At 35.8% G+C, this 13,023-nt stretch carries 10 protein-coding genes; 7 read left to right on the top strand and 3 right to left on the bottom strand.

The window, feature by feature from the left end; translation table 11 throughout:
- Positions 1 to 85 precede the first annotated feature (85 nt).
- Both PGC35_RS14565 and PGC35_RS14570 read left to right on the top strand, forming a co-directional pair.
- Positions 86 to 2,452 (top strand): polyprenyl synthetase family protein, encoded by a 2,367-nt coding sequence (locus PGC35_RS14565; RefSeq protein WP_375219686.1) that lies wholly within the window; start codon positions 86 to 88, stop codon positions 2,450 to 2,452.
- An 854-nt stretch (positions 2,453 to 3,306) separates the two neighbouring features.
- The gene (locus tag PGC35_RS14570; protein ID WP_375219687.1) at positions 3,307 to 4,593 is read left to right on the top strand and encodes a glycosyltransferase family 2 protein; all 1,287 of its coding nucleotides are present in this window, start codon (positions 3,307 to 3,309) and stop codon (positions 4,591 to 4,593) included.
- Positions 4,594 to 4,662: 69 nt separating this feature from the next.
- On the opposite strand, the gene PGC35_RS14575 is transcribed toward PGC35_RS14570, so the two are convergent.
- On the bottom strand, positions 4,663 to 5,157 hold the full coding sequence (locus tag PGC35_RS14575) for a L,D-transpeptidase family protein (protein ID WP_053592317.1): 495 nt from the start codon (positions 5,155 to 5,157) through the stop codon (positions 4,663 to 4,665).
- Positions 5,158 to 5,792: 635 nt separating this feature from the next.
- Between PGC35_RS14575 and PGC35_RS14580 the strand changes: the two genes are divergently transcribed.
- Positions 5,793 to 6,908 carry a M20 metallopeptidase family protein gene (locus PGC35_RS14580; RefSeq protein ID WP_056833123.1) on the top strand — a complete coding sequence of 372 codons (1,116 nt, stop codon included), beginning with the start codon at positions 5,793 to 5,795 and terminating at the stop codon, positions 6,906 to 6,908.
- 159 nt (positions 6,909 to 7,067) lie between these two features.
- On the top strand, positions 7,068 to 8,183 hold the full coding sequence (locus tag PGC35_RS14585) for a M20 metallopeptidase family protein (RefSeq protein WP_375219688.1): 1,116 nt from the start codon (positions 7,068 to 7,070) through the stop codon (positions 8,181 to 8,183).
- A gap of 205 nt (positions 8,184 to 8,388) precedes the next feature.
- Here PGC35_RS14585 and PGC35_RS14590 read toward each other — a convergent pair whose 3' ends face one another.
- Both PGC35_RS14590 and PGC35_RS14595 read right to left on the bottom strand, forming a co-directional pair.
- Positions 8,389 to 9,252, bottom strand: coding sequence for an RNA polymerase sigma-70 factor (locus PGC35_RS14590; protein ID WP_375219689.1), 864 nt, complete (start codon positions 9,250 to 9,252; stop codon positions 8,389 to 8,391).
- 4 nt (positions 9,253 to 9,256) lie between these two features.
- Entirely contained in the window at positions 9,257 to 10,540 is a 1,284-nt protein-coding gene (locus PGC35_RS14595; protein ID WP_375219690.1) for a phytoene desaturase family protein, read from the bottom strand.
- Positions 10,541 to 10,736: 196 nt separating this feature from the next.
- Here PGC35_RS14595 and PGC35_RS14600 point away from each other — a divergent pair, with 196 nt between their 5' ends.
- The 3 genes from PGC35_RS14600 to PGC35_RS14610 all read left to right on the top strand — a co-directional run bounded on the left by PGC35_RS14600 (position 10,737) and on the right by PGC35_RS14610 (position 12,968).
- A complete protein-coding gene (locus tag PGC35_RS14600; protein ID WP_375219691.1) occupies positions 10,737 to 11,741 on the top strand; it encodes a glutathione S-transferase family protein in 1,005 nt (334 codons plus the stop codon).
- Positions 11,742 to 11,756: 15 nt separating this feature from the next.
- The gene (locus PGC35_RS14605) at positions 11,757 to 12,260 is read left to right on the top strand and encodes a GNAT family N-acetyltransferase (RefSeq protein ID WP_375219692.1); all 504 of its coding nucleotides are present in this window, start codon (positions 11,757 to 11,759) and stop codon (positions 12,258 to 12,260) included.
- A 276-nt stretch (positions 12,261 to 12,536) separates the two neighbouring features.
- Positions 12,537 to 12,968: an SRPBCC domain-containing protein gene (locus PGC35_RS14610; protein ID WP_375219693.1), complete on the top strand. Its 432-nt coding sequence runs from the start codon at positions 12,537 to 12,539 to the stop codon at positions 12,966 to 12,968.
- The last annotated feature ends 55 nt before the right edge of the window (positions 12,969 to 13,023 follow it).

A 13,023-nucleotide genomic window follows, 5' to 3' on the forward strand; every position in this document is an offset into this window, starting at 1 on the left:
ATATAATGAAGAAAATACTATATGATGAGATCTTAATAGTTACAAGATGGAAAAAAGAGAACATAAAGTGAAGGTGTGTTATGGAATGATCGAGGAGTTATTAATAAATGCAGATGAATGCTATCAGCATGCTGAGCAGAAGGCTGCTCTTTATTTTAAATCACTTTATGGGCAAGTAATGGAAAAGGCTTATATACCAATCCTAACGGAAGATATACGATTGTGGAAACACAATCATATTCATCATCATTCATTATTCTCCTTTTTATCGCGTGGAAAGGGAAAACCTGATTCTCGCGGATATCACCATTATATTCAATGGCTAAATTACACAGGTAAACTTGATAATTACCTCGATAGAAGCATGTCCTATATTTTTATGCGTGATCTGGGAAAAGCACTGGATTCACCTGATACTCTAAGCAGAATTGACCGTGTAGTAAATAGTTTAAAAAATCACCTATCAAAAGGAGACAAAGAAGAGACATTTAGCATGGCCGGGTTATACAGAATTGCACAGAAAGAAGGAGTGGAATCGAGTCTAATCTGGGTTATAAACAAGCTGAAGACAGTATCCTCCAAAATTCCGAACGGGATGAATGCTGAACAAGCCCAACGAAAACTAATTAAAATCATTGCCGGAGTAATCATGCAAGAGGTTGAAGAGATGAACGACAAAACATCTCCTGAAGAACGTTCTCGGAGGCTTGATGCAGCTATTAGGCTTGGCTATTCCTATGGTTTAACCTATCCATTTATTGATGATCTTCTGGATGCAAAAATTTTATCTGAAGAAGAGGAAAAACAATATTCGGATTTGATTCGTACCACAATTATTACTGGTGTAGTGCCGGAATTGGGAGAGTGGAAGGGGAAGAACGTAGCTCTAATCAAGTATATTCATGCGGAGCTTCGAGAAGCCTTTACGTATATTAAGAGCAAGCAGAGGCAAGAGACAACAAAGAATTTTTTCGCGCAATCCTATGTTTTTTTTAATTCCCAAGAAGTTGATCGTATAAAAGATTTATCGAATGCAAATTACACCAATGAAGAACTTTATATTCCTGTTATATTAAAATCCTCTTCTTCTCGATTGATTGTACGTTCAGTAATCGGTGCTCCTGAGGATAAAGAATTGGACGACCGAACATTCTTTTATGGCATTTATAATCAGCTTGCTGATGATTTTGCAGATATGTTTGATGACATGAAGGACGGTGCGGTAACACCATATACTTATTATATGAAGTATCATGATAAACGCTTGGATCTCATAAACCCATTTGAATTGTACTGGACAGTTATCTCTAATTTAATTCATAACGTGTATGACTCGGACAGGAAGACATGTGAGGTAATTTTGGATCGAGCTATAAACGGGCTGAAAAGATTTAAAGAGCGAATGGGTATTAAAAAGTACAATGAAGTTATGGATCTCTTTGCTTCTAGTAATCCTAAATTCAATAGACTGATTCAAGAGATGGTTCGAAAAGCCGATGATGTAGATTTCTTTGATAAATTGCTTCGTGACCATATGATTACCATATTGAAAAAGGATCGAGAAGAACAGGAAGAATTTTCAAATGTGAGCAAGACTTTACGTAATCAGATTAATAGTATCTTAAATCTCCCTACAATCGAGAATAAGAGGTTAATAACAGACCCTATACAAGATGCTGCAAATTACAGCCTAATGGGTGAAGGAAAACGTTTAAGGCCAATAATTACTTGGTTCATGGGCGTAAAAGCATATGGATTAAATAAAACGGCTATCGAGCCACTTTTGAAATCATTAGAATATATGCATACAGCTTCACTTATTTTTGATGATCTACCTTCACAGGATAATTCATCCATTCGTAGGGGACGTCCAACTCTTCATGAGGTGTACAACATTGCTATATCAGAAATAACGGGTCTTTTTTTAACACAAAAGGCAATTGAGGAACAAACCTCTCTGGATCAGTTCGATTCGAAGACTGTACTTAATCTGATTAAATATTCAGCACAAACAACTGCAAATATGTGTAGAGGGCAAGCGATGGACTTAGATTCAAAGGGGAAACAACTGACACTAGATCAATTAAATATGATGTGCTTTTATAAAACTGGCATAGGCTTCGAAGCTTCCCTAATAATGCCAGCCATCCTAGCCCAAGCAAATGATTTAGAAATAGAGGTTTTGAAAAAGTTTGCTCGTCACGCTGGCATTGCTTTTCAGATTAAGGATGACTTACTGGATGTTGAAGGTAATTCTGCCATACTCGGAAAGCCTATTGGCAAGGATGAGGAAAACAACAACTCCACTTTCGTATCTATATTGGGTCTGGAAGGTGCCAAAAAAGAGATGTGGGAAAATTACTGTATTGCAATGGAAGTATTACAGGAAGTGCCACGCAATACTTCTTTCTTGAAGCATTTTTTAAACTATATAATAAATCGCGATCATTAAGTGTTGGGTACAATCTTTTAGGCTTTACTACAATTTAATCAATTTTTATATATGGATCATGGATATGCAAATATCTATGATCTTTTATTTTGGTATCGTCTTTACTCCTGGTTTAAGCTCTAAATTTTACTGTCTCATAAGGCAGGTCGTGCAGCAAGCGCACATCCGAGTCCTAAAAATGAATACTACTTATCTATATGCATTCGCGGATGCCGCACGTCCGCATGAGCCGCTGTAATGCGCTAGACGCTTACATCTGTCTCATACGGCACGTCATGAGGCTGGGAAGGCGCGAATGCAGGTGTCAGCCATTACAAATAAAAGTTTTCTTACTAAAATGTGCTAAATAGTATTGAAAGTCCAAAATATTGCTATCAATGATTTTTCATCAAAAGTGGTTAACAGGATGCGCGCCTCACACGCCGCAGGAGCGACTCATCCTACGGAGGCTCAAGCGAAGCGTGCGGCAAGCGCACATCCGTGTTTCAATTTTCTATGGTGTCTGAAACACATTCAATATGAAAGGTTTCAGTCCACCATATTTCCTTCTTTCATTGAAATAGAAGTGAATAAAAGGATACATCCGTGTATCTAAAAATGAAGTTTGTATTATTTAATGTTTAAAAATTTACGTGGACTTAACATGGCTTTAATCATTCATTTATTTATGTGATATATGCTTAACTTTAGGGAATATTAACAGATAAATTGATTCTTTTTAAACAGGGCATACTATTTGTTTAATCATTTAAGCAGGAGAATCCGTTATACCAAGCTATATTTCATTATTCTGCATTGTATACCCAACTTGAAGAATGAAGAAAATAAAATGAAGAAATTGTGGAGGTATCCGTTTGGACTCAACTTTACTAACTTTTATGAATGATTTTAATTCACTTATGTTCCTATTATTTGCATTAATGTATTCCTACCAATTTGTTTATATGTTTATCACATTTAAAGCCAAGCAGAAAAAGTACACTGAAATACAGAATGCTCATCACCATAAATTTGCAGTTATTATCCCAGCTCGAAATGAAGAACTCGTTATTGGACAACTGATCAAAAGTATAAAAAATCAAAATTATCCCAAAGAAATGATTGATATTTTCGTTGTGGCAGATAACTGTTCCGATAATACTGCTAAGGTTGCGGAGAAGGCGGGAGCTATAGTTAGAGAGCGTTTCAATAAGATTCAGATTGGCAAGGGATACGCGCTCGACTATATGCTTAGAATCATTGGAAGTGACTACTCCTCCAATAAGTATGATGGATATTTCGTGTTTGATGCAGACAATCTCTTGGACGAGAATTATATAACGGAGATGAACAAGACATTCAATAAAGGATACAGGGTGATCACTAGTTATAGAAATTCTAAGAACTATGATCAGAATTGGATTTCAGCAGGATATGCACTTTGGTTCCTGCATGAAGCTGAATATCTCAACCTTCCTAGAATGGCCCTTAACTCTAGTTGTGCGGTATCTGGAACAGGATTTTTAGTACATGCAGATGTATTCAGAGACAATGGAGGTTGGATACATCATCTCCTAACGGAAGACATCGAGTTTTCAGTTTCTCAAATTATTAAAGGTGAAAAGATTGGTTATTGTAGAAACGCTGTGTTTTATGACGAGCAACCAGTCACTTTTGCTCAATCCTGGAATCAACGATTACGTTGGGCAAAAGGTTTTTATCAGGTATTTTCTAAATATGGAAAGGACTTAATTGAAAATATATTCCGAGGTAAGGGTAACAGATTTTCATGCTTTGATATGACGATGATGATCATGCCGGCCATGCTTGTTTCTAGTATCAGCATTATGGTGAATGGTTTACTATACTTGGGCATCTTTATGGGAATATTTGAGGGGAAAGGGATTATGCAAGGAGCAACTACGGCCATAATAGAATCTTTTGTTTGGTATTATGGAATCCTTTTTGTTCTGGGCTTAATGACAACATTATCAGAGTGGAGAAAAATCCATTGTTCTGCCTGGAAAAAAATCGCTTTTACAATTACTTTTCCAATTTTCATGTTTACCTATATACCAATTTCTGTCGTAGCATTGTTTAAGCATGTTGAATGGAAACCAATTGCTCACACAGTTGTGAAATCACTTGATGATGTACGATAAGGACAAAAGAAGAGAAGTGACTACCTATAAAAGTCAGTTTCAAAGACTTTTTGGTAGTCACTCTTGATGTTATGGGTGTATAAAAACCGGAGTTCCTATTGGGACTAGGCGTGCTAATTCCTCCACATCCTTATTGTTCATGCGGATACAACCACGTGATACTGCTTGACCAATGGAACTTGGATTATTAGTTCCATGAATCCCATAGTGTTCTTTCGATAAACTCATCCACATAGTACCGAATGGTCCTCCTGGATTAGGTGCTTTGTTAATAATGATAAAATTTCCTACTGGAGTAGCGAATAACATTCTCCCAACTGCGATAGGATACTGTTTTTGTAAAACACCATCCAATAGTAAACGAAGCCAACGATTGTTAATGGAAACTTCCAATTTATAGGGGAGTGTATTAGGGTCTGGAAAACCTGGTATAACAATGGATTGACCAATATATAGTACATTTGGATCTATTGAAGGATTAGCTCTTATGATTGTGGATAACGGTGTACGATAGTCTCTAGATATTTGAGTTAGTGTTTCTCCTGGCTTTACTGTATGAATCAGTAAAATCACCTCCATATTTTTTAGTTATATTACATAATATGATGAAATTTAAAAGTGTTGTTTTCATCCTTTCATTTCTCATATATGATATGGAAAATGTAATAAGAAGAGTCAAAATTGCAAATGATAAGAAACGTTGTTGAAAAGTTAAAATCTCTACACATCGTGTAGGTGTCAGATTGACGACAAAAGTATTTTTATAAACGGTTATGAATAATAAGAAATTAAAGAGGTTGCTTTATCCAATTAATAGTAAAGATAGTAGATACCTATAAGGAATTGTTTATAAGGCAAGGACCATCACGAAGACTCCTGTGGGAACAGCTTGAGCAGAAGACCCCGCAGGAACGAAGTGACGAGGAGGCTGAAGCCAAGCCCACGGAAAGCGAAGTGGTGGCCCTTGCCGAATTTAATATACAACTCTATGCACCCAAAATTGAGTTTGTCTACAGTCTAACACCTACACATCGTGTGGGTGTTTTTTTAGTTTTTGGATGACGTATATACAAAGAAGGTAAAATTTTTTTTACTAGTAAAAATTATCGAATCTACTGTTTTTCAATATATACTACTATACTTAAAATAGTGAAACTATTATATTGTATAATTTCGATTTTAAAAGGGAGAGATATACATTGGAAAAGAAAAATCTTGAATTGGCAATTCAACTACGACATGAGTTGCATCAGCATCCTGAACTCTCGAATCAAGAGGTCTGGACGAAACAACATTTAATCGATTTCTTGAAAACGCATACAAAATTAGAAATAGTCGACAACGGCCAATGGTTCTATGCTATTTATCGTGCCGGTGAAGACAAAAAGAATATAGCTTTCCGTGCTGACTTTGATGCACTACCTATGCCTGAAGTAATTGATATTCCACATGCTTCCCAATTCTTTGGAGTTTCTCACAAGTGCGGTCATGACGGTCACTCAGCAAGCCTCGCTGCATTTGCTCTGGAAATCGACCAAAAGGGTGCAGACAAAAACATCTTTTTCCTTTTCCAACACGCGGAGGAAACAGGAGATGGCGCTATTCAGTGTGCTACTTTTATTAAAGAAAATAATATAGATGAAATCTTCGCCTATCATAATATGAGTGGTGTGGCTTACAATTCGGTAAACGTAATTGACGGAACGGCTCAGTGCGCATCAAAGGGAATGACAATTCACATGGTTGGTTCTCCTGCACATGCAAGTCAACCGGAGGATGGAGTAAATCCTTCCTTTGCCATTGCTAAAATAATTGATGCAATCCCTGATTTTATCTCCCCAGAGAATAACGAGGGAATCGTACTTTGTACAGTTGTTCAAGTAAATATCGGTGAAAGAGCATTCGGTATGTCTGCGAGTAAGGGAGAGTTACTTTTAACGATCCGAGCATTATACGAAGAGGAATTAGATAAACTTCAGAAAAATTTAGAAGATCTTGCTAAGGATCAAGCAGAAAAATTCGGTATTCAGGTAAGCTTCTCTTATAATGATGAATTTCCTGAAACTGTAAATGACAAAGGGAGTTCAGATAAAATTCGTAAAGTATGTGAAGATAAAGGGTTTCAATTAGTTGAAATGAAAGAAGCATTTCGTGCCTCAGAAGACTTTGGTCATTATTTAAAGTTAACTAAGGGTGCAATATGCTACATCGGAAATGGAGAAGACTATCCTCATGTCCATACATCTAAGTACGACTTCCGAGATGACATCATTGAAACAGCAGTAGAGCTTTTCAAAGGTATCACGGAACAATAGTCATATAGCATAAATAATAAAAAGTTGTCTAATTAGCCAAATGCGCTTTTTAGAAATAAGCATCATTCTGACGATGAAGCCTACTATAAATATAGGAATATTTTAATAAGATACACTTACGACTTATCAAAAAAAAATGAGTTAAGGGAGAGAAAAGCTTTGGAAAAGAAAAATCTAGAATTAGCAATCCAATTACGACATGAGCTACATAAGCATCCTGAACTTTCAAATCATGAGGTTTGGACAAAACAACATTTAATAGATTTTTTAAAAACGCATACACAATTAGAAATAGTAGACAAAGAAAAGTGGTTCTATGCGGTATATCGTGCAGGGGAAGGCAAAAAGAATATTGCATACCGTGCAGATTTTGATGCTCTTCCTATGCCGGAAGTAATTGACATTCCACATGCTTCTCAGTCTCCAGGCATTTCTCATAAATGCGGGCATGATGGCCACTCTGCTAGTCTTGCCGGATTTGCATTAGAAATTGACCAAAAGTGTGCAGACAAAAATATTTTCATCCTTTTCCAACATGCGGAGGAAACCGGGGACGGTGCTGCTCAATGCGCTTCATTTATCGAGGAACATAATATCGAAGAAATTTTTGCTTATCATAATATGAGTGGCATGGCTTTTAACTCCGTAAATGTAATTGATGGGACTGCACACTGTGCTTCCAAAGGGATGACGATCCATATGGAAGGTGCACCAGCACATGCTAGCCAACCGGAGAATGGAGCAAACCCAGCTTTTGCTATTGCTAAAGTTATTGATGCGATTCCTGAGTTCATCTCACCAGAGAATAATGAAGGGATTGTACTTTGCACAGTTGTACAAGTGGATATAGGCGAAAGAGCTTTCGGTATGTCTGCAAGTAAGGGTGATTTGCTGTTAACTATTCGTGCTCTTCATGAAGAAGAACTAGATAAGCTTCAGAAAAACCTAGAGGATCTTTCTAATGCTCAAGCAGCAGAATACGGCTTGAAAGTTAGTTTTTCCTTTGCGGATTCTTTCCCTGAAACTGTAAACGACAAAGAAAGCTCTGATAAAATTCGTAAAGTTGCAAAGAATAAGGGTTTTGAGGTAGTGGAAATGACAAAAGCATTCCGTGGCTCTGAGGATTACGGCCATTACTTAAAGCTAACAAAAGGTGCTATGTGCTATATAGGGAACGGTGAAGATTATCCACATCTACATACGTATGAATATGATTTCCGTGATGATATAATTGAAACGGCTGTAGAGCTTTTCAAAGGATTAGCAGAATTATAAACCTTCGTTAAATTAAGCATTCACCCTATTGTGTGGATGCTTTTTAAGTTTAATCTAGCAATGCTATACTAAAATAAATGGTTTTGGAAGGAGAAATTATGGAAGGAAACAAAGTAAGTAGAAAAAAGAAAAATAATATTTATTTAAAATAAGAGACTGCCCCTTTTTTCATCTGTACAGGGGACAGTCTTACTTTTAATAGTATCTAAAGTTTAGGTAACTTATCAGGGTTCATCATAATGTAAACTTCCTTTATTTTTTCATCACTAATATAAAAACTAATAATACTTTGAAGAGAGCCATTCATGTAATTCACCATTGCTGGCTGACCGTTGACATTTCTTATTTCAAAATAAAAATCCTTAGGAGCTTTTTTCACTATACCGTATAATAATGCCAAAACGTTTGGAAGGGATGTTATTGGACGAATAGCAGCATTAACTTTTCCTCCTCCATCAGAATATAGTGTTACATTCTCGGATACTAATTCTAACAAGACATTTGTATTTTTCATTTCAAAAGCTTGGATAAACCGATTGATAATCGACTTATTGTTTTCATAGTTCAAACTTTCACTATCTATGCGTGCAATTTTATGCTTAGATCTGCTATATATTTTCCTACAGTTATCTTCATTTTTTTCAATCATGCTAGCAATCTCCATGTATGAGAAATCCAATACCTCTCTTAATAGAAGTACTGCCCGTTCGTCTGGTGTTAAATGTTCCATCATCCTTAAATAAGCAATGCTTAATCCTTCTGCTTGAAGAACAACATCAGCTGGATCTAGATCATTAGATTTCTCTAACAATAGTGGCTCAGGATTCCAAGGTCCTACGTAATTCTCTCGTTTATAACGTGCTGACTTTAAGTAATCAAGGCAACGATTTGTCATCATTTTACAGAGATACGCTTTCATATTATTAATCTCTTGTTCATCCATTTGATATGCTTTTAAAAAAGTTTCTTGCACAATATCCTCTGCATCCCCAATGGAACCTAGCATACGATAGCCTATTGTAAATAACAGTGGTCTAAATAGTTGATAATCTTCATTACTAATCTGCACTTTATCACCTCTGCTCGAGTAGTTGTATTATTTCTTTCGCTGCTTGCTTTCCACTGCTTACTGCTCCTTCTGACAAAACAGAATAAGGAGAAACCCAGTCACCTGCTAAAAATAATCCAGGGATTTCTATATTAGCACAGGCCAATTTTTGCTCATCTCCTAATTGAGGTAGACGCTGGTTAACTGTAATATTAGGCATAAAACGACTAGTAATCTCGTATTTTTTCCATTCTGGCTGCATCTTTTCTAAAAATTGTTCCAACTCCTTTTTTACTTCTTTACCATCTATTTGATCATTCGGGTGATGGTATTTATAAACATGTAAAACTGTATTTTCTCTATCTTCAGAGAGTCTGGCATAATTTGAATGTACTGAGTAATATAAGGGGTCAGTTATACCCATGGCAAACAATTTTTTTGGATTAGGAAGCTTTGTTAATGCAACATCAAGTGTAGCTCCTTTTACAGGTGTTATTTTGGCAAAAAAGTCACGCTGCGAAATACTCGATTGTTCACCTAACATTTTATTAAGCTCCTGAGGGCTTGTGGTATTCAGCACATACTTACTGGAAATTTCCTCATCATTAGATAGAACCAATTTAAAATGTTCCTGTTGAAGTTTGATAATTTGCTTTACAACAGTGTTTGATTGAACTTGAATACCAGAGATGACCGCTTTATTATGCAGTTGGTCTATTACCATTTGCCAACCGTAATCCAAATAAAGTACTCCACCCATTCCAATCTTCATATGAGATACAATTATCTTTGCGCTAACCATTTCAGGGGCATGGCAATACGTGGTGAGTCTGCCGAGTGTATATAATAAAGTCTGGACTTTTTTAGATATCGTAACTTGCATGACCCATTGTTGAAATGTTTGCTCTGCTAACTTTTCTGTATCCAAGCTATTTATATTCATTAATATAGCTACCCATTCCACTTTTTCTCTCCAGTTCAATAATCGTGTCGTTAAAAGTCCCAAAGGATTAAAAGGAGCAGTGTACTCCATTTTATTTTCTATTAAAGTACCTCCTAATATAGGTGATTTCCCGTTCAGTTTGATATCTAATTCTTCGAGAATAGGAGCCGCTTTTCCTTTTTTATATAGGGCATGTGGGCCGAGATTAAAATAATGTTGATTAATCTTATCTGTCCTAGCCCTTCCGCCGACCTTTTTACCTTTTTCAACTATTAAAATAGACAAATCCTTTTTAGCCAAATAGTTTGCTGCCACATACCCTGCCAATCCACCACCAACAATTACAACGTCCCATTTTTGAGCCATACGATGATAACCTCCTATTATGTTTTCATAAATTAAGACGAGGAAGCTAATTAAGTTGTGACATTAAATCAAGAATGTAATTAAACTATTTTTATCTTGACTTCAAGATAACTAATTAATAAAATTAACTAAACAAAGTTGATAACTATGTTTTATATATTTGACACAAACTTTGACTGGAAAAGGATGATGAAAATTGGAAAGAACAAAGAAGGAAGTACCAGTAGAAGTTGATAAAACAGGAAAATTTGTTCGTCAAAGAAATCAATTTGATACGCCATTTGGAAATCAACCAGGTGAACTACCTGTTGAAGAAGGACGTTATCGTCTTTTATGGGCTGCTGTCTGTCCATGGGCGCATCGTTCAGTGATCGTACGAAGCGTGCTGGGTTTAGAAGATGCTATCAGTTTGGGTACTGCTAGTCCAATGCGTCCGAATATCGGCCGTGTAGACTGGGAATTTTCTTTAGATGAAAATGGTGTAGATCCTGTTTTAGGTATTCAATATATAAGCGAAATGTATAAAAAAACAGATCCAGAATACGCAGGAAGACCAACTGTACCAGTTATCATTGATGTAAAAGAACAAAAAGTAGTGAATAACGATTACTTTAGATTAACAAATCATTTAGAAACTGCATGGGCACCATTTCATAAAGAAAATGCGCCTGATCTATATCCACAAAATTTACGCGAGGAAATTGATGCATTAAATGATGTCATTTTTCATGATGTTAATAATGGTGTCTATAAATGTGGATTTGCTCGTTCACAAGAAGCATATGAAGAAGCATATGACGTATTATTTAATCGTTTAGATGAATTAGAGCAACGTTTATCGACGCAACGCTTCTTGTTTGGGGACTATATTACGGATTCAGACGTTCGACTATATGCAACATTAGCACGGTTTGACGTAGCGTATTATTCAGCTTTTAAGGCAAATAGAAATCGTATTGTTGATTTTCCAAATCTATGGGGTTATTTACGAGATTTGTTCCAAACGCCTGGTTTTGGAGATACAACTAATTTTGAAGCAATTAAAATCCATTACCATTTATCAAACCATATTGCGAGTGATGATCAAAAAAGTCTAAACATATTACCAAAAGGACCGGATGTTTCAAACTTCAATTCTGCACATAATCGAGAATCTTTAAGTGGAAAAGAAGAAAAATTTCTTGTTCATACAAGTAATTAAGGAGATGGGGAAATAGTGATTATACGTAATGCAATAGAGGATGAATTATCTTTTATCCGAGAACAACGATTAGACGCATATACCGAGCATGCTCCTAAAATTCCGGAAGAACATTGGAAAGTTTTAAAACAATCCATCCTATCAGATGGAAACATTCAGCCCGGCGTAGAACGAATGGTAGCAGAGATTGATGGAGTAATAGTAGGAAGCGTTGCTTTATTTTCTCCTGAAATAAAAGCTTATGAAGGTTTACTGGAAGACGAACTTGATTATCCAGAACTAAGAATGCTAGCCATCTCACCACAAGCTCGAGGAAAAGGTGTGGCAACAGCATTGATTAACGAATGTATTCAACGGTCTAAAGCTAAAGGGTTCTCTGCTATGGGACTACATACCGCTGATTTTATGGAGAATGCTATAAAATTATATGGTCATCTTGGGTTTGAGCGTTTGCCACAATTTGATTTTGAACCAACTAATGATGGAATTGTCGTAAAAGCGTTCCGTATTACTTTTTAATAAATTTAGGTGTCGTGGAGAATTCCATGACACCTTTTTAAGTTGATTTGTACTTGAAAAGAAATTTATCTATTATTTAGAAGGAATGTTAGGAACACATGAAGTAATGATAGAAGATATGATTGTGAAATTAGAAAAAAATATATCCCTTAAAATAGCTGTTATGAGCAATTGAATAAATCATAGTTCTTATTATTTCTTATAAAATGGACTCTTTTTTATAAGATAAAAGTCTATTCTTGAAGTAATAAACAATAAAAAAGGAGTTGTAGTAATATGAACATACTTACAAAATTTAGAATATTAAAACCTGCAAGTGAGGTATTTGAAGCTTTTGTGGATCCTTTGAGAATCGGGAACTTTTGGTGGTCATCGAGCTCAGAAAGATGGGAGCAAGGAAAGAGGATCACATTAAGATACGATGAATATAACGCAGAAGTAAATATTAAAGTAACCGAAATCGACATCAATAAGAAGATTGTATTCAAATGGGGAGAGCTTGAGGAAAACACTGTAACTATTTCCATGAAAGAAGTAGATGAATTGAGTACGATTATAGAGGTTAATGAAGAAGGATTTAATGAAAATGAAGATGAGATTATTCATACATTGGTGGATAATAAAGAAGGTTGGGTTTATGTGCTGACCTGTTTAAAAGCTTATTTGGAATTTGGTATTACAAATTTGAGAGCAGGCATCGTAAAATAATTGGAAAATTATATGACCAATTTTTCACTTTAGATTCCAGGTCCTATTTGTGCTA

It is taken from the genome of Psychrobacillus sp. PGGUH221, assembly GCF_042055255.1.
GTDB lineage: Bacteria > Bacillota > Bacilli > Bacillales_A > Planococcaceae > Psychrobacillus.